Source organism: Streptomyces sp. NPDC029041 (assembly GCF_040637515.1).
Taxonomy (GTDB): domain Bacteria; phylum Actinomycetota; class Actinomycetes; order Streptomycetales; family Streptomycetaceae; genus Streptomyces.
Map to the genome: position 1 here is coordinate 307560 of NZ_JBEZWO010000005.1, position 17799 is coordinate 325358.

The following is a 17799-nucleotide window of genomic DNA, read 5'->3' on the forward strand; positions in this document are numbered from 1 at the left end:
GGCGGTCGCGGTTACGTTGTCCGCATGGCCGAAAACAGGGCATCGGTGTACGGAGAGGGCGTCCCCTGCTGGGTGGACGCGCAGCTCCCGGACGTCGAGGCGGGCAAGCGGTTCTACGGTGAACTCTTCGGGTGGACCTTCGAGGACTGGTTCGGCTCCTTCGCGCAGGCGCTGAAGGACGGCGAACCGGTGGCCGCCCTGGTCCGCAAGGTGGACGGGCGGCTGCCCAGCGTCTGGACGGTGTACTTCGCGACCCCGGACGCACCGGCGCTGGCCCGCCGCATCCGGGACGCGGGCGGGCAGGTCGTCTCGGCACCGGTGCCGGCCGGCGAGCTGGGCGTCACCGCGCTCGTCACCGACCCCGAGGGCGCCGTCTTCGCCCTGTGGCAGCCGGAGGACCACCCCGGCTTCGGCGCACGGCACGAGCCGGGCACCTTCGCCTGGGTCGAGCTGTACGCCCGGGACACCGAGGCGGCCAACGCCTTCTACGGCGATCTTTTCCATGAGGCCCTGTTCGGGCCGGAGGCCGAGCCCGACTTCGGCCGGGCCCCCGTGACCACCGTCTTCTCCGACCGGATGCCGCCCCACTTCCTCGTGCACTTCGCCGTCGAGGACGTACCGGCCGCTCTGGAGGACGTGCGGCGGCTCGGCGGCCGGGTCCAGGCGCCGCCTTTCGAGACCTCGTACGGAGAGGTCGCCGTCGTCACGGACGATCAGGGGGCCTCCTTCGCGCTGCTGCGCCGCTGAGTGCGCATCATTTGGTCATCGTTCGATCACTTCCATACCGAGACATCCCAATTGTCACCGGGTTCGCCACCAGGGCTCCGGCCAGGAAGAATCGGGGTGCGTGCCGCCATGGCGGTGCGGTGGTGAGACGCTGCACGAAGGTCGCGTGGAACATGTGGCTTGGCGCGGCTCGTACGGGGAGGTGGCAGGCAGAGTGGTGGATCAGCTGACGCAGCACGATCCGCGGCGGATCGGGCCGTTCGAGGTGCTGGGGCGGCTGGGTGCCGGCGGCATGGGGCTGGTCTATCTCGCGCGTTCGGCATCCGGCCGGCGCGTGGCGATCAAGACCGTCCGGACGGAGCTCGCCGAGGACCAGCTGTTCCGGGTCCGCTTCACGCGGGAGGTGGAGGCGGCCCGCGCCGTCTCCGGCTTCTACACGGCCGCGGTCGTGGACGCCGACCCGCGCGCCGCCGTGCCGTGGCTGGCCACCGCGTACGTCCCCGCGCCCTCCCTCGAGGAGATAGTGAACGACTGCGGCCCGATGCCGGCCCAGGCGGTGCGCTGGCTGGCGGCGGGCGTGGCCGAGGCGCTCCAGTCCATCCACGGCGCGGGCCTGGTGCACCGCGACCTGAAGCCGTCGAACGTCCTCGTCGTGGAGGACGGCCCCCGGGTGATCGACTTCGGCATCGCGTCGGGCGTGTCGAACACGCGTCTGACGATGACGAACGTCGCCGTCGGCACCCCCGCCTACATGTCCCCGGAGCAGGCCAAGGACTCCCGCAGCGTCACCGGCGCCAGCGACGTCTTCTCCCTGGGCTCGATGCTGGTCTTCGCCGCCACCGGACACCCGCCCTTCCACGGCGCCAACCCGGTCGAGACGGTCTTCATGCTGCTGCGCGAGGGCCCGGACCTCGAAGGGCTCCCGGACGAACTGCGTCCGCTCATCGAGTCCTGTATGCAGATGGACCCCACGGCCCGCCCCAACCCGGCCGACCTCCAGGCCCAGCTCGCCCCGCACCTCTTCGGCTCCGGCTCCGACGACAGCGGCACGGCCTCCGCATGGCTGCCCGAGCGGGCCGTGGGCCTGATCGAGTCCCGCCGCAACGGCCGCCCGGCCGGCAAGCCCGCCCCGGGCGCCGGCCGCAGCGGCGGCGGGCGCCCCGGTCCCGCTCCGGGTCCCGCGCCCATCCCGCCCCCGCCCGCGCACGACCCCGTCGTCCCGGCGCAGGCGCCCGCCGCGTCCGTGGCCGCGCCGGTCGGCGGGCCCGACACCGGCCCCGTCCGGCTCGCCGGCGCGCAGGTGCCCATCGGCCCGGGCCCGCGCGTCGCCGACGTGCGGGCCGCCGCCGTCAAGGCGCCCCCTCCCGAGGCCGCCCTCGCCGCCTCCTGGGCCAAGCCCCGCCCCGGCGTCAACGGCACCGGCCCCGCCGTGGGCCCGGCCGTCGCCGCGCCTCCGGCCCCGGCCGCGCCGCCGGAGCAGGCCGGTGGCTGGCGGCCCTGGCGCTTCCGCATGTCCAACGACGTCTGGGGGACCCCGGCGGTCGCCGACGACCTGGTCTACGTCACCTCCTTCGAGGTGCACGCCCTGGACGTCGCCACCGGCCGCCGCCGCTTCAAGACCCGGGACGTCGCCTGGTCCATGGCGGTCGCGGAGGGCAGGATCCACGCCTCCGACGGGCCCACCCTGTTCGCCCTGGACGCCCGTGAGGGCGCCGACCTGTGGCGCCTGCAGACCGACGCCTGGGTCTACACGCTCCAGGCCGGCCGCGGCACCGTCGTCACCGGCACCCGCGGCGGCGGTGTGCAGGGCTGGGAGGCCTCCGGCGGCCAGAAGCTCTGGGAGATCACCGGCTGCCAGACCGACTTCGAGTCCCCCGAGGCCGGGCCGGTCCTGCACGACGGCACGGTCTACGTGTGGCAGGACGCCCGGCTGCGCGCCCTGGACGCCCGCACCGGCGAGGAGCGCTGGTCGTACCCGATCGGCGACGCGGCCTCCTGCGGCGGCGTCCCGATCCGGCTCACCCAGGCCCCCGACGGCTACGTCTACGTCTGCGCCGGCACCCGCGTCCTCGCCCTGGACGTGGCCGCCGGGCACGTGAAGTGGCACTTCGAGGCCCCGGCCGTGTTCCTCTGCCCGCCCACCTTCGTCCCCGGCCCGGCCGTCACCGGCGGCGGCATCTACCTCGCCGACTACCTCGGCACGGTCTACGCCCTCGACGCCACCGACGGCCGTGACCGCTGGCGCATCGCCACCGAGTCCCGCTCCTGCGTCGACCCGGTCCTCGTCGCCGCGGGCCATGTCCACGTGGGCAGCGGCAAGGGCCTCTACACCCTCGACGCGGTCACCGGCACGCCCAAGTGGCGCTTCCAGGCGGGCGGCGACATCGTGGGCGCCCCCTCGGTCGCCGAGGGCCGTATCCACTTCGGCTCCACCGACCATCTGCTCTACACCCTGAAGGCCGACGACGGCCGGCTGCGCTGGAAGCTCGCCACCGGCGGCGAGATCACCGGCTCCCCGGTCGTCCGGGACGGGGTGGTGTACGCGTGCAGCAAGGACCGCTGTGTCTACGCACTGGACGCGGAGAAGGGCACGGGCACGGCACGCACCGCCTGACGGGTCAGGGCGGCCCGCACCGCCTGACGGGTCCCGGACGGCCGCAGGACCGCCGGACCAGGCCCGGGACGGCCGTCGCACCGGCGTACGGAAGGGGCTCCGGACGGCGGCCGTCGTTCGATGGGGAGCGGTCCGTCCACCGCTTCCACCCCCGACGCTACGCCGGGCACGCTCCGGTCGCCACGCGGTGACATGGCCGTGACAGAAGATCACTAGGCTCTCCGGCATGCGGACACGGGGGCGCGGGCTCAGGTTCACGGCGGTGCTGGTCCTGGTGGTGCTGGCACTGACCGGTTTCTCCTCCGGCCGGGGCCGCGGCGGCAGCCACGGCCACGGCGGCGGTGGAGGCGGCGGGTGCAGCAGCTCCAGCCAGGACCACGACAGTTCGAGGTCGTCCACGTCGAGCGGCGGCGCCTACGGCTCGGGCGGCTCCAGCGGCGGTTCCTACGGCTCCGACGACGATGAATACAGCGGCAGCACCGGCAGCACCGGCAGCACCGGTGGCAGCTCCTACACCCGCAGGCCCGACTACGGCTCCACACCGACGTCCTCCTCCGGCTCCGGCAGCCACAAGGCCCTGAAGGACGGCACCGCGAGGCTGGTGAGCTGCGCGACCCCGGCGGCCCCCTATGCGACCGTCGAGGTCAGCAACCCCAACGGCCGCACGGCGGACTTCTCCGTCGCGGTGACCTTCGAGGACGACCTGGGCATCAACGTCGTCAGCCGGCACGGCGACGTCACGGTCCCCGCGAACGGCAAGGCCACCGTCGACGTCCGGGTGGGCGACTCGAGCCTGGTGGACTCGGTCGACCACTGCAAGGTCGAGGGCCGGGCCCCCGTCGACGACTGACGGGAACACGGGCGACAGGACGTCAGCCCCGCAGCTCCGTCAGGAACTCGATCAGCGCCTCGTTCACCTCGGCGGGCCGCTCCTGCTGCGTCCAGTGACCGCAGCCCGGCAGCACGAGCGGCTTGCGGCGCAGGTTCGGCATCAGGTCGGGCAGCCGCTCGATGAGTTCCGGCGTGCCCGGGAAGGCCGGGACCAGGTCGCGGTCGCCGTACATGTACAGCGCGGGCGGGGACACGACCGCGCCCTGCCAGGGGGCGGTCAGCTCCCAGTTGCGGTCCAGGTTGCGGTACCAGTTCAGGGCGCCGGTGAAGCCCGGCTCGAAGCTCTCGGTGAGCACGTCGAGGTCGCCCTCGGTGAGCCACGCGGGCAGCACCTCGGGGTTCGGCGCGTCCGCGAGCCAGCCGCGCTCCGGGTCGACCAGGGCCTGCTCGGGCCGTCCGGCGCCCGGCGCGTCACCCGAGGTGGCGTACAGCAGCTTGCGCAGCGCCATGCGGGTGTCGGCGGTGAACTCGGCCTCCGCGGCCCCGGGCCGGTTGAAGTAGTTCCAGTAGAAGCGGCCCTCGAACCGCTCCTGCATGGTCTGGAGCGGGGGCCGGCTGCCACGGAACGGCGGCGGCACGCTCAGCCCGGCCACGGCGCGCACCACGTCCGGCCGCAGCAGCGCGGTGTGCCAGGCCACCGGGGCGCCCCAGTCGTGCCCGACGACGAACGCCCGCTCCTCGCCCAGCGCGTGGATCAGCCCGACCACGTCCCCCACCAGGTGGAGGATGCTGTACGCGGACACGTCCTCGGGGCGGTCGCTGCCGCCGTACCCGCGCTGGTCGGGCGCGACCACCCGGAAACCGGCCTCGGCCAGCGGTCCGAACTGGTGGCGCCAGGAGTGCCAGGACTCCGGGAAACCGTGCAGCAGCACCACGAGCGGGCCCTCGCCCTGCTCCGCGATGTGCAGTTGTATGCCATTGACGTCGATCATCCGATGCTCAACCACGACCCGAGCATACGCGTGTAGGGGGAAACCATTTCCTACCGCAACCGGTACTCCCGTGACCGTTCCGCGAACAGCCGGGCCTGCCGCTCGCCCGCCGCGTTCCCGAGTGCGATGAGGTGCGGCGCCTGTGCGAGCCCCTGCGCCCGGCCCGCCTCGCTCGCGGCCCACAGCGCCCGAACGGTCCCCTGCACGGCCTCTGTCGGATACCCCGCGAGGACGGCGGCGCAGGCGGTCGCCGCTCCCAACGCCTCACCCTCCGCCACGAGTTCCGACACCAGCCCGGTCTCGTACGCCCGCCGGGCCGAGATCCGCTCCGCCGTCCCCATCAACGCCATCCGCGCCACCTCCCCGTACGGCATGCGCTGCGCCATGAGGACCGACTCGTAGGCGCTGACCATGCCGTAGGTGGTGTGCGGGTCGAAGAAGGAGGCGGTGGTGTCGGCGACGAGGAACTCCGCCTCGCCGAGCAGGTAGAAGGCCCCGCCGCAGGCCATGCCGTGCACGGCGGCGACGACCGGCTTCCACAGGTCGTTCGCCTTCGGCCCGATCCCGAGCAGCGGATCGTCCTGGGCGTAGGGCGAGTTGGGCTGCGGCACGACGGCGTCCCGGTCGATGCCGGTGCAGAAGGCACGCTCCCCGGCCCCGGTGAGGACGATCGCCCGCACGGAGTCGTCGAATCGCAGTTCGTCCCAGGTGGAGGCCAGTTCGTCGGCCATGGCGAGGTCGATGGCGTTCAGCCGGCCGGGCCGGTTCAGCGTCACGACGGCGACCCCGCTGTCCGCGTCGGCCTCGACGAGTACACGGCTCATGACCGCTCCGGAATCCACTGGGGAAGGCCGTCGTGGAAGACGGCCCGCACCCGCGCCCCGATGCGCAGGCTCTCCGGAGGGAAGGCGCCGAGGGGCGCTCCGGCCCTCGGGACCAGGTTGCCCACCAGCCGGATGCGGGGCGCCTCGTCCAGCTCGACGACGATCACGTTGTAGGGCGCCTGTGCCGCGTAGTCGGGCAGCAGCGGCGGATGGGCGACGACGTAGGACCAGATCCGGCCCCTGCCGGACACCGCACGCCATTCGCCCGCGAAGGACTGACAGTGCGGGCAGCAGGGCCGGGGCGGGAAGCGGAACTCGCCGCAGGCGGCGCAGGCCTGGACGCGCAGTTCGCCCTGCGCGGCGTACTCCCAGAAGGGGGCGCCGTCGGTGTCGGGGACGGGACGCAGCATCGTCAGCTCCTCAGTTCCTCAGCAGCAGGGCGGAGGTCGGGACTCCCTCACCCGCCGTGACCAGACAGGCGGAGGCGCCGGGGACCTGCGCGGTACTGGTGCCGCGCAGCTGCCTGACCCCTTCGTTGATGAGGTTGAAGCCGTGGACGTAGGCCTCGGACAGCCCGCCCCCGCCGGTGTTCAGCGGCAGCAGCCCGCCGCTCTCCAGCGCCCCGCCCTCGGTGAACGCCCCGCCCTCGCCCCGCCCGCAGAAGCCGTAGCCCTCCAGGGAGAGCAGGACCAGGGGTGTGAAGGCGTCGTAGATCTGGGCGACGTCCACGTCCTCGGGGGTCAGGTCGGAGTGTTTCCACAGGTGCCGGGCGGCGCTCCAGGCGGGGCCGGTGAGGGGGTCGTCGTTCCAGTAGTTGACCATGCCGTGGTGCTGGGCCGGGAGGGACTGGGCGGCGGAGTGGACGTACACGGGCCTGTGCCGGCAGTCGCGGGCGCGCTCGGCGGAGACCACCACACAGGCCAGTGCCCCGTCGGTCTCCAGGCAGTTGTCGAAGAGGCAGAGCGGCTCGCTGATCCAGCGGGAGGTCATGTACATCTCGCGGGTGAGGGGCCGTTCGTACATGATCGCGGCGGGGTTCTGGTTGGCCCGGTTGCGGCAGGCCAGGGCGACGTTGAACAGATGGTCGCGGGTGGCGCCGTACTCGTGCATATAGCGGCGGGTGAGCATCGCGATCTCGTCGGCGGGCCGCAGCAGCCCGTAGGGCCGGGTCCACTGGGCCGGGGTCGGGAGCTGGACGGTGGTGTTGGTCCAGGGCCGGGGCCCGCTGCCCCGCTTGCGGGAGCGCCAGGCCACCCCGACGCTCGCCTGCCCGGCGGCGACGGCGGCGGCGAGATGGGCGACGGTGGCGCACGAACCCCCGCCGCCGAAGCCGACCTTGCTGAAGAACGTGAGGTCGCCGAAGCCGCACGCCTTCGCCAGCTCCACCTCGTCGGTCTCCTCCATGGTGTAGGAGGCGAGGGCGTCGACCTCGCCGGGCGCGATCCCGGCGTCGTCGAGCGCGGCCAGGACGGCACGGCAGGCGAGGGTGCGTTCGTCCTCCGGGAGCCGTTTGGCGAAGGGGGTCTGGCCTATGCCGACGAGAGCGGTGGCGTCCTTGAGGCCGCCCGATCCTGCTGCCATGCTGCGCGCACCTCCGGGCCCGAACGATCGCTGACAGCCCGTCAGATTACAGATAATCTGACGGCCAGTCAGCTCCTACGTCGTCGGGAGGCGCGCTGTGCGAGCGGATACGGCATGGGAAAGCGTTCCGGACCTGGTCAGGGCGGCGGCCGAGCGCTACGCGGACGTCGAGGCCGTCGTCGAGGGGCGCACCCGCGTCACCTACGCGGAGCTGGGCGCACGCGTGGAGCGCGCGGCGGCGGCCTGCCTGGCGACCGGCGTGGAACCGGGCGACCGGGTCGCCGTCTGGGCCCCGAACTCGCTCGACTGGATCGTCGGCGCCCTGGGCGCGGTCTCGGCGGGTGCGGTGCTCGTCCCGCTGAACACCCGCTTCAAGGGTGCCGAGGCCGCGGACGTCCTGCGCCGCAGCGGTGCCCGGCTGCTGTTCGTGACCGGCACGTTCCTCGGCACGTCGTACGTGGCGTCCCTGCGCAGGGCGGCCGGAGACGGCCCGGGCACCGGACCCCTGCCCGGCCTGCGCGCCCTGAGGCACGCGGTCGTCCTCTCCGGGGACGCCCCGGCCGACTTCCTGACCTGGAAGGACTTCCTGGCCGCGGGGGAGGGGACGGGGCCGGCGGCGGTCCGCGCACGGTCCGCGGCCGTACGGGGCACCTGGCCCTCGGACATCATCTTCACCTCGGGCACGACGGGCCGCCCCAAGGGCGCGGTCATCACCCACGACCAGACGCTGCGGGCGTACGCCATCTGGAGCGAACTCGCCGGACTCACCCGGGGCGACCGCTACCTGATCGTCAACCCCTTCTTCCATACCTTCGGCTACAAGGCCGGGGTGATCGCCTGTCTGATGCGGGGCGCGACGATGATCCCCCAGCCGGTGTTCAACGTGACCACGGTCCTGGCCAACATCGCCGCCGAGCGGGTCTCCGTGCTCCCCGGCCCCCCGACCCTCCTGCAGTCCCTCCTGGACCACCCCGCGCGCGACGCCCACGACCTGTCGGCACTGCGCCTGGTGGTGACGGGAGCGGCCGTCGTACCGCTGCGTCTCGTGGAGCGCCTGCGCACCGAACTGGGCATCGGCACGGTCCTCACCGCCTACGGCCTGTCCGAGGCGAGCGGCGTCGTCACGATGTGCCGGCGCGGCGACGACCCGACGGTGATCGCGTCCACGTCGGGCCGGGCCATCCCCGGCACGGAGCTGCGGGTCGTGGACCCCGGGGGCCGGCCCCTGGAACCCGGCGTGCCGGGCGAGGTCCTGGTGCGCGGCTTCCACGTCATGACCGGCTACCACGAGGACGAGCGGGCCACCGCCGAGGTGCTCTCGGAGGACGGCTGGCTGCGCACCGGCGACGTCGGTGTCCTGGACGCCGCGGGCAACCTGCGCATCACCGACCGCCTCAAGGACATGTTCATCGTCGGCGGCTTCAACGCCTACCCGGCCGAGATAGAGCAGCTTCTGGGCCTCCACCCGGACGTGGCCGACGTGGCGGTGGTCGGCGTGCCGGACGCCCGGCTGGGGGAGGTCGGCCGGGCGTACGTCGTACGGCGCCCCGGCGCCCTGCTGACCGCCGACGACCTGATCGCCTGGTCCCGCAGGGAGATGGCGAACTACAAGGTCCCCCGAACCGTCGAGTTCGTCGCGGAGCTGCCGCGCAACGCGAGCGGGAAGGTCGTGAAGGGCGCCCTGCGCGACGCGGTCACCGGCCGACCGGCAGGGCCGGCGTTCCGGTGACCGACATCATCAGGGAGTACAGGGTGGTGTCGGCGGCGATGAACAGGCGGTTGCGCCGGGCCCCGCCGAACCGGACGTTGGCGACGGTGCCGGGCACCAGGACGCGGCCGATCAGCGTGCCGTCGGGGTCGTAGCAGTGCACGCCCCCGGCCATGGCGGCGGCCCAGAGCCGCCCCTGGTCGTCGAAGCGGATGTTGTCGAAGTTGCCGTGCGCGCACGCGGCGAAGACCTCGCCGCCCAGGAGCGAGGTCCCGTCCTCGCCGACGTCGAAGACGCGGATGTGGTTGGCGACGCTGTCCGACACGTACAGCCGCCGCTCGTCCGGCGAGAAGACCAGCCCGTTGGGCCCCTGGAACCCGTCCGCGACCAGCCGCACCTCGCCGCTCGCGGGGTCGGCGCGGTAGACGTTCCGGGCCCCGATCTCGCTCTCGGCGCGATGCCCCTCGTAGTCGGTGGCGATCCCGAACTCGGGGTCGGAGAACCACACCGACCCGTCGGACCTCACGACGGCGTCGTTCGGGCTGTTGAGCCGCTTGCCCCGGAACCGCTCGGCGATCACGGTGACCGAGCCGTCGTGCTCGGTCCGGGTCACCCGACGATTGCCCTGCTCACAGGTGATGAGACGGCCCTCGGTGTCCAGGGTGTTGCCGTTCGGGTGTCCGGCGGGGGAGCGGAACACCCCGACGGCCCCGGTGGTCTCGTCCCAGCGCAGCAGCCGGTCGTTGGGGATGTCGCTCCACACGACGTACCGCCCGGCGGGCACGTACACCGGCCCCTCGGCCCACCGGCACCCCTCGTACAGCGTCTCCAGCCGCGAGTCCCCGGCCTGGCACCTGCCGGTCCGGAACCGCTCGTCGAGCGTCTCGTAGAGGTGGGGCTGCTCGCCGGGCATGGGGGCCGCCTTCGTCAGTGGGCCGACGGGTGATCTGCGCGGGTCCACTATCGCGCGCCGGAACCGGCGGCGCACTCTGCTGGGCGGACGGCACTCCCGGCCGGTATGGTAAGCGGTATGGCAACGAAGAAGTACACCGTGACGCTGCCGGAGGAGCTCGCCGAGGAGATCCGGCACGAGGTCGGGTCCGGTGGCTTCAGCGCCTATGTCACACGGGCCATAGAGCGCCAGCGCGAGCAGGACCGGCTGGGAGAGCTGGTGACCTGGCTGGAAGACGAGCACGGCGCCGTCACCGAGGAGGAGCTCGCCTCGGCGGAGGCAGAGCGCAGGGAGTTCGAGCGCCACTTCACCGAGCAGGGCCCCGGGGTGGCCGGCGAGCGGCACCGGAGGGCGAGCTAGTGGTGCCGTCCTGCTACGTGCTGGACTGCGAGGCGTTGTCCCGGGCCGTCCTGGGCGACCGCGTGATGCTCGCTCGGCTCAAGGACGCGCACCGTTCCGGCATCCGCGTCGTGACCAGCTCGATGACGCTGATCGAGGCGTACCACGGCCGGGTGAGACGGGCGGCCTGGGCATGGGCGATGTCGCGTGTCGTGGTGGAACCCGTGACCCGGGAGGTCGCCGAGGCGGCCGTCACCCTGCTCCAGGACACCGGCCTGCACGGCCACAAGTACGCGATCGACGCGGCCCTGGCCGTGATCGCGAGTCGGCAGCCCGCGGGCGTGGTCCTCTTCACGTCGGACGAGGACGACATGGGGAAACTCTGCGGGCCGGGCGTGCGGGTCGTTCACCTCTGACGCGACGCCGTCCGCCCCGCGGACACACCTCGGCCGCGACGGCTCCCCCTCCGCGCCGCCGCGGCCGATCCCCGTGTAACGGTGGCTTACTTCGTCGGCTTGAACGGCTCCGACGTGGCGTGCAGGTCCTTCGTCTCCAGCGGCTCGTCCGTGGCGTGCAGATCCTCGGTCTTGAGCGGCTCGTCCGTGGCGTGCAGATCCTCGGTCTTGAGCGGTTCGCCGGTGGCGTGCAGGTCCTGCGGCTTGAGCTCGTCGCCCATGATCGTCAACTCCCCTTGGCATGGATCAGCAGTGAGGTCGGCGGGCCCGCCCGGCCACTCCCCCGAGGACGGCCGGACGGGCCCACCAGGGCCGCCCACCCCGGAACATCAGGGCGAGGCCCGTGCGGCGACCCGTCTGCCCCCCGACGCGACGGATCGACTGCGTCCATCATGGCGGGAGGCGATAAACGAATGATGAACGCCCCGACGACGCCCCGGACGGCCCCTCAGGCCGCCTGCACCGGGGACAGCAGCGCCCGCACCTCGGCCGCCTCCGGCGAGCCCAACTCCTCGTAGATCGCGGCCGCTTCCTGCCAGCAGACCTGGGCCCGGCCGGTCTGGCCGATGCCGCTGAGCGCCCGCCCTAGGACCGTGAGGACATTACCCCGCCGCCACTGGCCGCCGATCCCGCGCAGCACCGTGAGCGCCATCTCGGCGTTCGCGGCGGCCCGCGCCGCACGCCGGGCCGCCAGATCCACCTCGGCCAGCCGGAACAGGCTCATGCCCTCCCAGAGGCGCTGCCTGCTGTCGCGGAACACCTCCAGCGCCTCCTGGAGCCGGTCGGCCGCGCTGCGCAGTTCCCCGCTCTGGGTGAGGGCGAGTCCGAGGGCGTAACGGGCGTTCGCCCCGCGCATGGAGTTGCCCATGCCGTCGTAGATGGCGATGCCCTCCTGGGCCAGTGCGACAGCGCTCTGCGTGCGTCCGGTCGCGAGATGGATCCGGGAGAGGTTGCAGAGCGCGGCGGCCTCGCCGGGACGGTCGCCCAGGGCGCGGAAGTGCTCGATGGCCCGGGAGAGGTGCTCCTCGCCGTCCGTGTGCCGGTTCTGGTACAGCGCGATGATGCCGCGGGCGTTGCGGGCCCAGCAGACCGGGAGCAGGTCGTCGGACTCCTGGGCGAGCAGGATCGCCCGCTCCGCCTCCTCCTCGGCCCGTTCGAAACGTCCGCCCACGTGATGGACGTTGACGAGCGTCATCAGCGCCCGCGCCTCCGCCCGCCCGAGGCCGTGCGAGCGGGCCGCGCCGACGAGCGCCTCGGCCGTCGCCTCGTACTCCCGGGAGTTGGCCCCCGACTCGGAGAGGTCGTGCGCGGCCCACAGCATGTCGATCGCCCGGGGGAGGCTCTCCGGCCGTCCCGCGGACTGCCGTGCGCACGCGAGGAGGCACATCGCCTCCGCGTACAGCCAGTCCTGCGCCGCGTGCCGGTCACCGAACCGCAGCCCCGGGTACGACGTGGGCTCCAGGTGATCCACCAGCCGGTCGCCCGGCCGCTCGATCGCGTACACCCCCGCCGCGGACGCCAGGTAGAAGTCCAGCAGCCGGGACAGCGCCGCGCCCCGTTCGCTCGGCGGCAGCTCGTCCCGTTCCGCGCAGGCACGCGCGTAGAGCCGCACCAGGTCGTGGAAGCGGTAGCGGCCGGGGGCCGCCGATTCAAGGAGGGAGGTGTCCACGAGGGACTCCAGCAGGTCCTCGGTGTCCTCGGCCGGCAGGTCCAGGACCGCCGCGGCGGCGGTGAGGGAGAGGTCGGGGCCGTCCGCGAGACCCAGCAGGCGGAACGCGCGGGCCTGGGCGGGTTCCAGCTGACCGTAGCCGAGTTCGAAGGTGGCCTTCACGGCCAGGTCGCCGGCCTGGAGTTCGTCCAGGCGGCGGCGTTCGTCGGCGAGCTTCGCCGCGAGGACCGACACCGTCCAGGTGCGGCGGGCCGCCAGGCGGGACGCCGCGATGCGGATCGCCAGCGGCAGGAAACCGCAGGCGGCCACCACGTCCAGGGCGGCCTTGCGCTCGGAGGCCACCCGCTCCTCGCCCACGATCTTCGTGAACAGCGCCAGCGCCTCGTCCGGGGACATCACGTCGAGGTCGATCAGGTGGGCGCCCGCCAGGTCCACCATCCGCACCCGGGAGGTGACCAGCGCGGCGCAGCCGTCCGTGCCGGGCAGCAGGGGGCGCACCTGGGCGGCGTCGCGGGCGTTGTCCAGCAGGACCAGCACCCGGCGCCCGGCCAGGACCGAGCGGAACAGGGCCGCGCGCTCCTCCAGGGAGTCGGGGATCGCCGAGTCGGCCGTGCCGAGGGCGCGCAGGAAGGACCCGAGGACCGTCTCGGGCTCCGCCGCCCGGGCGCCCGCGCCCTGCAGGTCGACGTACAGCTGCCCGTCCGGGAACGCCGTGCGGGCCTGGTGGGCCACGTGCACCGCGAGGGTCGTCTTGCCGACGCCGCCGATGCCCGCGAGGGCCGAGACCGCCATGACCCGGCCCTCGGCCGAGGCCAGGATCTCGCCGAGTTCGCGCACGAAGCCGGAACGGCCGGTGAAGTCCGGCACCGTGGCGGGCAGTTGGGCCGGACGGACCGGGACGGAGGCCGGCTCGGGCGCCGGCGAGGAGGGCTCCGCCAGCGACGGGTCCGCCTGGAGGATCCGCTGCTGCAGCTCGCTCAGGCCGGGGCGCGGGTCCACACCGAGTTCGTCGGCGAGCAGCCGGCGGGTGTCGGCGTAGACGGCCAGGGCCTCGGCCTGGCGGCCACTGCGGTAGAGCGCCAGCATCAGCAGCTCGCGCAGTCGCTCCCGGAGCGGATGGGCCGCGGTGAGGGCGGTGAGCTCGGAGACGGCCTCCGCGTGGCAGCCCTGCTCCAGGTCCAGGTCCAGGCAGGACTCGAGGAGCTGGAGCCGCCACTCCTCCAGCCGGACGCGCTGTGCCTCCGCGTACGGGCCGGGCACTCCGGCCAGGGTCTCCCCGTCCCACAGGGCGAGGGCGCGGCGCAGGGTGGCGCGGGCGTGGCAGAGGTCGCCGGCGGAGCGGGCCTTGTCCGCCTCGGTCGCCAGGTCCTGGGCGACGAGGAGGTCCAGGGCGCCCTCGGCGAGGTCGCGGACCGCGTAGCCGCCGGACTCGCTGACCAGGACGGCGGTGGCGGTGGCGCCGGCGCCGCCCGGCCGCCCTGCCTCGCCGCCCGGGCCGAGCACCTTGCGCAGGCGGGAGGCGTACGTCCGCACCGCAGCCAGTGCCTGCGAGGGCGGTTCCTCGCCCCACAGGGCGTCGATCAGCTCCGCCGCCGTGGCCGTCCGGCCCTCGCGCAGCAACAGGGCGGCGAGCAGGGCACGTTGCTGGGGGGATCCGGTGGGGACGGGCTCGCCGCCGCGCCAGGCGCGCACGGGACCGAGCACGCCGAAACGCAGGGCCGCGGACTCGGCGGGTCGGGCCGGCGTACCCGGTCCGGCCGGTCTCGGGGACTCCGCGGGTCCGGCCGCCCCAGCCGTCGTCGCCGACTCGCGCGTGGAGTCTGGACGCCGCTGCTCCGGTACGCGCGGCACACCGTTCGGTACACCGTCCATGCAGTCCCCCTAGACATCCTGAGCAACCAGGCCAGTTTGCCTTGTTGGCGGCGGATACGTCAGCCGTGGGAGACGCCGATCACAGGGCGGCGTGGGGGAGTCCACCAGGTCTGCACACTCTCTTCGCACGCACCCGTCCGCACCGTGTACATCACGCCATCCGGGCCGGAACCCGCCCCTGTACACATAGCTGACGCCCCGTCAGATCAGCGCTACCGTGAGCGCCATGGACACCCACGACAGCACCTTTCCGCTGATCATCTCCGTGGACGACCACACCGTGGAGCCCGCGAGCGTCTGGCAGGACCGGCTTCCGGAGAAGTACAAGGGCGTCGGACCGCGGATCGTCCGGGCCCCCGTGAAGGAGATGACCTTCCTCGGCGGGCGCTTCAAGCCCGTCATGGGACAGCCCGGGGACGACGGTCCCGTCGGGGACTGGTGGGTCTACGAGGATCTGCGGCGGCCCCTGACCCGGCTCGACACCGCCGTCGGGTACGACAGGGACGAGATCCGGCTGGAGGTCATCACCTACGAGCAGATGCGGCCCGGCTCCTTCGACGTCACCGCGCGGCTCGCCGACATGGACGTCAACCACGTCCAGTCCGCCCTGTGCTTCCCCACCTTCCCGCGCTTTTGCGGCCAGACCTTCACCGAGGCTAAGGACCACGAGCTGGGGCTGCTCTGCGTGCGGGCCTACAACGACTGGATGGTGGAGGAGTGGTGCGGCCCGGACGCGCACGGGCGGCTCATCCCCCTGCCCCTCATTCCCCTGTGGGATGCCGAGCTTGCGGCGGCGGAGGTCCGGCGCAACGCCGCCCGGGGGGTGCGTGCCGTCGCCTTCTCCGAGATACCGCCCTTCCTCGGGCTGCCGTCCGTCCACACCGACGGCTGGGATCCCTTCCTCCGGGCGTGCGACGAGACCGGCACGGTCGTCGCCATGCACATCGGCTCCAGCAGCCGCATGCCCTCCACCTCCGCGGACGCCCCGCCCGCCGTCGGCTCCACCATCACGTACGCCAACTGCTGCTTCTCCATGGTCGACTGGCTGATGAGCGGCAAGTTCGAGCAGTTCCCGAACCTCAAGGTCATGTACGCCGAGGGCCAGATCGGCTGGATCCCCTACATCCTGGAGCGGGCCGACGTGGTGTGGGAGGAGAACCGCGGCTGGGGCGGCGTCGCCGACAAGGTGCACCGGCCGCCGTCCGAGCTGTTCGCCGAGCACGTCTACGGCTGCTTCTTCGACGACGCCTTCGGGCTGCGCAACCTGGACTCCATCGGCGTCGGCAACGTCCTTTACGAGACCGACTACCCCCACTCCGACTCCACCTGGCCCAAGTCCCGCGAGGTCGGCGAGGCGCAGATGGGGCACCTGGAGCCCGACGTGGTCGAGCGGATCGTGCGGGGGAACGCCATCGAGCTGCTCGGGCTGACGGCCGAGGGGCTGTGGCCGGGCGGCGGCGGTGCGCGGTGAGACCCGCCGTGAGCCTGCGCTACGGCATGCAGCTGCCCGTCCAGTCGCAGAGCACCCTCTATGCCGAGGGCTGGGAGGCGCAGGCCGGGCCGGACGACCTGCTGGAGATCGCCCGCGCCGCCGACCGGGCCGGGTTCGACTACCTGGCGGGCTGCGACCACGTCGGCATCCCCCGCCGGCTCGCCGCCGCGATGAGCACCGTCTGGTACGACCCCGTCGCCACCCTCGCCTTCCTCGCCGCCGCCACCCAACGCGTCCGGTTGCTCAGCCACGTCGCGATCGTCGGGCTGCGGCACCCCCTGCTCACCGCCAAGCAGTACGCCACCCTCGACCACCTTTCGGGCGGCCGCCTGATCCTCGGGGTCGGCGCCGGGCACGTCCAGGAGGAATTCGAGGCCCTGGGCGTCGACTTCGGCCGGCGCGGGGCCGTACTGGACGAGACGGTCGACGCCCTGCGCGCCGCCCTCGGCCCCGGCGAGTTCCCCGAGCACCACGGCAAGCTGTACGACTTCGAAGGGCTCGGGCAGCGGCCCCGGCCGGTGCAGGACCCGGTACCCCTGTGGGTCGGCGGCTCCTCGCCCGCCGCCGTGCGCCGGGCCGCGCTCAAGGGCGACGGCTGGCTGCCCCAGGGAGACCCGCGGGACCGGCTGCCCGCGCAGATCGGCCGGATCAGGCAGCTGCGCGAGCAGGCCGGTGTGCGGGGCCCCTTCACCGTGGGCGCCATCGCCGAGCCGCTGTACGTCGGCACGCCCCGCTGGGGGGTGGGGCGCCGGACCCTCACCGGCGAGCCGGGACAGCTCGCCGAGTCGCTGCGGGCGTACCGGGCGATGGGCGTGCACCAGGTCCAGGTGCGGTTCCGCAGCCGGAGCCGCGGCGAACTCATCGACCAGATCGCGGCGTTCGGCGCCGAGGTCGCCCCCGAGCTGTGAGGAGACCCCATGGGCAAGCTCGACGGACGCGTCGTCATCGTCACCGGCGCCGCACGCGGCCAGGGCGAACAGGAGGCCCGGCTGTTCGCCGCCGAGGGGGCCCGGGTGGTCGTCGCGGACGTGCTCGACGACCGGGGCGAGGCCCTCGCGAAGGAGATCGGCGCGCGGTACGTCCATCTCGACGTGGGCCGGGAGGACGACTGGCGGGCCGCCGTCACCGCCACCAAGGACGCCTACGGCCAGGTCGACGGGCTGGTCAACAACGCCGGGATCCTGCGCTTCAACTCCCTCCTCGACACGCCCCTCGACGAGTTCATGCAGGTCGTGCAGGTCAACCAGGTGGGGTGCCTGCTCGGCATCAAGGCGGTCGCCCCGGAGATGGCCGACGGGGGCACGATCGTGAACACCGCCTCCTGCACGGGCCTGACCGGGATGGCCGCGGTGGGCTCCTACGCGGCCACCAAGCACGCCGTGATCGGTCTGACCCGGGTCGCCGCCCTGGAGCTGGCGGGGCGCGGAATACGGGTCAACGCCGTCTGCCCGGGGGCGATCGACACCCCGATGGCCAACCCGGCCCTGCTCGACCCGGACGCCGACCCGGTGCGGGCGGCGAAGGGCCTCGACCGGCTGTACCGCAAGCTCGTGCCGCTGGGCAGGGCCGGGCGGCCCGAGGAGGTGGCGAGGCTCGCGCTGTTCCTGACCTCGGAGGACTCCTCGTACATCACGGGACAGCCGTTCGTGATCGACGGCGGGTGGCTGGCCGGGGTCAACGTCATCTGACGCTCCATCAGGTATTGACGCCCCCGGGGGCCGGTGGAACAGTCGGAGCCATAAAT

Annotated in this window: 16 protein-coding genes; 9 read left to right on the plus strand and 7 right to left on the minus strand. The window is 73.2% G+C overall.

Annotated features, from left to right (window positions below):
• Positions 1 to 24: 24 nt before the first annotated feature.
• The 3 genes from AB0F04_RS14770 (at position 25) to AB0F04_RS14780 (ending at position 4190) form a co-directional block, all read left to right on the plus strand.
• Positions 25 to 747, plus strand: coding sequence for a VOC family protein (locus AB0F04_RS14770; protein WP_362041327.1), 723 nt, complete (start codon positions 25 to 27; stop codon positions 745 to 747).
• A 193-nt stretch (positions 748 to 940) separates the two neighbouring features.
• Complete coding sequence (locus AB0F04_RS14775) at positions 941 to 3340, plus strand: serine/threonine-protein kinase (RefSeq protein WP_362041328.1); 2400 nt, start codon at positions 941 to 943, stop codon at positions 3338 to 3340.
• Positions 3341 to 3566: 226 nt separating this feature from the next.
• On the plus strand, positions 3567 to 4190 hold the full coding sequence (locus AB0F04_RS14780; RefSeq protein ID WP_362041330.1) for a hypothetical protein: 624 nt from the start codon (positions 3567 to 3569) through the stop codon (positions 4188 to 4190).
• Positions 4191 to 4212: 22 nt separating this feature from the next.
• Here AB0F04_RS14780 and AB0F04_RS14785 read toward each other — a convergent pair whose 3' ends face one another.
• Genes AB0F04_RS14785 through AB0F04_RS14800 form a run of 4 tightly spaced genes read right to left on the minus strand, consistent with a single transcriptional unit; the run spans position 4213 to position 7568 of the window.
• Positions 4213 to 5163: an alpha/beta hydrolase gene (locus AB0F04_RS14785; RefSeq protein ID WP_362041948.1), complete on the minus strand. Its 951-nt coding sequence runs from the start codon at positions 5161 to 5163 to the stop codon at positions 4213 to 4215.
• Positions 5164 to 5213: 50 nt separating this feature from the next.
• The gene (locus tag AB0F04_RS14790) at positions 5214 to 5987 is read right to left on the minus strand and encodes an enoyl-CoA hydratase/isomerase family protein (protein WP_362041331.1); all 774 of its coding nucleotides are present in this window, start codon (positions 5985 to 5987) and stop codon (positions 5214 to 5216) included.
• Complete coding sequence (locus AB0F04_RS14795) at positions 5984 to 6397, minus strand: OB-fold domain-containing protein (protein ID WP_362041333.1); 414 nt, start codon at positions 6395 to 6397, stop codon at positions 5984 to 5986. The genes AB0F04_RS14790 and AB0F04_RS14795 overlap by 4 nt, the downstream gene beginning before the upstream one ends.
• Before the next feature lie 10 nt (positions 6398 to 6407).
• Positions 6408 to 7568 carry a lipid-transfer protein gene (locus tag AB0F04_RS14800; RefSeq protein WP_362041335.1) on the minus strand — a complete coding sequence of 387 codons (1161 nt, stop codon included), beginning with the start codon at positions 7566 to 7568 and terminating at the stop codon, positions 6408 to 6410.
• Positions 7569 to 7665: 97 nt separating this feature from the next.
• On the opposite strand from AB0F04_RS14800, the gene AB0F04_RS14805 reads away from it, so the two are divergent.
• The gene (locus AB0F04_RS14805) at positions 7666 to 9297 is read left to right on the plus strand and encodes a FadD3 family acyl-CoA ligase (protein ID WP_362041337.1); all 1632 of its coding nucleotides are present in this window, start codon (positions 7666 to 7668) and stop codon (positions 9295 to 9297) included.
• Here AB0F04_RS14805 and AB0F04_RS14810 read toward each other — a convergent pair.
• Positions 9263 to 10189, minus strand: coding sequence for an SMP-30/gluconolactonase/LRE family protein (locus AB0F04_RS14810; protein WP_362041339.1), 927 nt, complete (start codon positions 10187 to 10189; stop codon positions 9263 to 9265). The genes AB0F04_RS14805 and AB0F04_RS14810 overlap by 35 nt on opposite strands.
• Before the next feature lie 117 nt (positions 10190 to 10306).
• Here AB0F04_RS14810 and AB0F04_RS14815 point away from each other — a divergent pair, with 117 nt between their 5' ends.
• On the plus strand, positions 10307 to 10588 hold the full coding sequence (locus tag AB0F04_RS14815) for a hypothetical protein (RefSeq protein ID WP_362041341.1): 282 nt from the start codon (positions 10307 to 10309) through the stop codon (positions 10586 to 10588).
• On the plus strand, positions 10588 to 10983 hold the full coding sequence (locus AB0F04_RS14820; RefSeq protein ID WP_362041344.1) for a PIN domain-containing protein: 396 nt from the start codon (positions 10588 to 10590) through the stop codon (positions 10981 to 10983). Before AB0F04_RS14815 ends, AB0F04_RS14820 begins: the two co-directional genes overlap by 1 nt.
• Before the next feature lie 86 nt (positions 10984 to 11069).
• Here AB0F04_RS14820 and AB0F04_RS14825 read toward each other — a convergent pair whose 3' ends face one another.
• Together AB0F04_RS14825 and AB0F04_RS14830 are read right to left on the minus strand one after the other, a co-directional pair.
• Positions 11070 to 11243, minus strand: coding sequence for a hypothetical protein (locus tag AB0F04_RS14825; RefSeq protein WP_199825661.1), 174 nt, complete (start codon positions 11241 to 11243; stop codon positions 11070 to 11072).
• A gap of 227 nt (positions 11244 to 11470) precedes the next feature.
• Positions 11471 to 14563, minus strand: a complete 3093-nt coding sequence (locus tag AB0F04_RS14830; RefSeq protein WP_362041347.1) for a BTAD domain-containing putative transcriptional regulator — start codon at positions 14561 to 14563, stop codon at positions 11471 to 11473.
• Positions 14564 to 14789: 226 nt separating this feature from the next.
• Here AB0F04_RS14830 and AB0F04_RS14835 point away from each other — a divergent pair, with 226 nt between their 5' ends.
• Genes AB0F04_RS14835 through AB0F04_RS14845 form a run of 3 tightly spaced genes read left to right on the plus strand, consistent with a single transcriptional unit; the run spans position 14790 to position 17743 of the window.
• Entirely contained in the window at positions 14790 to 16034 is a 1245-nt protein-coding gene (locus AB0F04_RS14835; protein WP_362041350.1) for an amidohydrolase family protein, read from the plus strand.
• 26 nt (positions 16035 to 16060) lie between these two features.
• Positions 16061 to 16963 (plus strand): TIGR03619 family F420-dependent LLM class oxidoreductase, encoded by a 903-nt coding sequence (locus AB0F04_RS14840; RefSeq protein ID WP_362041950.1) that lies wholly within the window; start codon positions 16061 to 16063, stop codon positions 16961 to 16963.
• Positions 16964 to 16972: 9 nt separating this feature from the next.
• Positions 16973 to 17743, plus strand: a complete 771-nt coding sequence (locus AB0F04_RS14845; RefSeq protein ID WP_362041352.1) for a glucose 1-dehydrogenase — start codon at positions 16973 to 16975, stop codon at positions 17741 to 17743.
• Positions 17744 to 17799: the final 56 nt, after the last annotated feature.

Excerpts from the sequence above, each read along its gene's own strand:
- AB0F04_RS14790 (WP_362041331.1), bottom strand. The coding sequence starts at position 5,987 with ATGAGCCGTGTACTCGTCGAGGCCGACGCGGACAGCGGGGTCGCCGTC.
- AB0F04_RS14845 (WP_362041352.1), top strand. The coding sequence starts at position 16,973 with ATGGGCAAGCTCGACGGACGCGTCGTCATCGTCACCGGCGCCGCACGC.
- AB0F04_RS14835 (WP_362041350.1), top strand. The coding sequence starts at position 14,790 with ATGGACACCCACGACAGCACCTTTCCGCTGATCATCTCCGTGGACGAC.
- AB0F04_RS14780 (WP_362041330.1), top strand. The coding sequence starts at position 3,567 with ATGCGGACACGGGGGCGCGGGCTCAGGTTCACGGCGGTGCTGGTCCTG.
- AB0F04_RS14815 (WP_362041341.1), top strand. The coding sequence starts at position 10,307 with ATGGCAACGAAGAAGTACACCGTGACGCTGCCGGAGGAGCTCGCCGAG.
- AB0F04_RS14830 (WP_362041347.1), bottom strand. The coding sequence starts at position 14,563 with ATGGACGGTGTACCGAACGGTGTGCCGCGCGTACCGGAGCAGCGGCGT.
- AB0F04_RS14785 (WP_362041948.1), bottom strand. The coding sequence starts at position 5,163 with ATGATCGACGTCAATGGCATACAACTGCACATCGCGGAGCAGGGCGAG.
- AB0F04_RS14825 (WP_199825661.1), bottom strand. The coding sequence starts at position 11,243 with ATGGGCGACGAGCTCAAGCCGCAGGACCTGCACGCCACCGGCGAACCG.
- AB0F04_RS14770 (WP_362041327.1), top strand. The coding sequence starts at position 25 with ATGGCCGAAAACAGGGCATCGGTGTACGGAGAGGGCGTCCCCTGCTGG.
- AB0F04_RS14795 (WP_362041333.1), bottom strand. The coding sequence starts at position 6,397 with ATGCTGCGTCCCGTCCCCGACACCGACGGCGCCCCCTTCTGGGAGTAC.
- AB0F04_RS14810 (WP_362041339.1), bottom strand. The coding sequence starts at position 10,189 with ATGCCCGGCGAGCAGCCCCACCTCTACGAGACGCTCGACGAGCGGTTC.
- AB0F04_RS14800 (WP_362041335.1), bottom strand. The coding sequence starts at position 7,568 with ATGGCAGCAGGATCGGGCGGCCTCAAGGACGCCACCGCTCTCGTCGGC.
- AB0F04_RS14840 (WP_362041950.1), top strand. The coding sequence starts at position 16,061 with ATGCAGCTGCCCGTCCAGTCGCAGAGCACCCTCTATGCCGAGGGCTGG.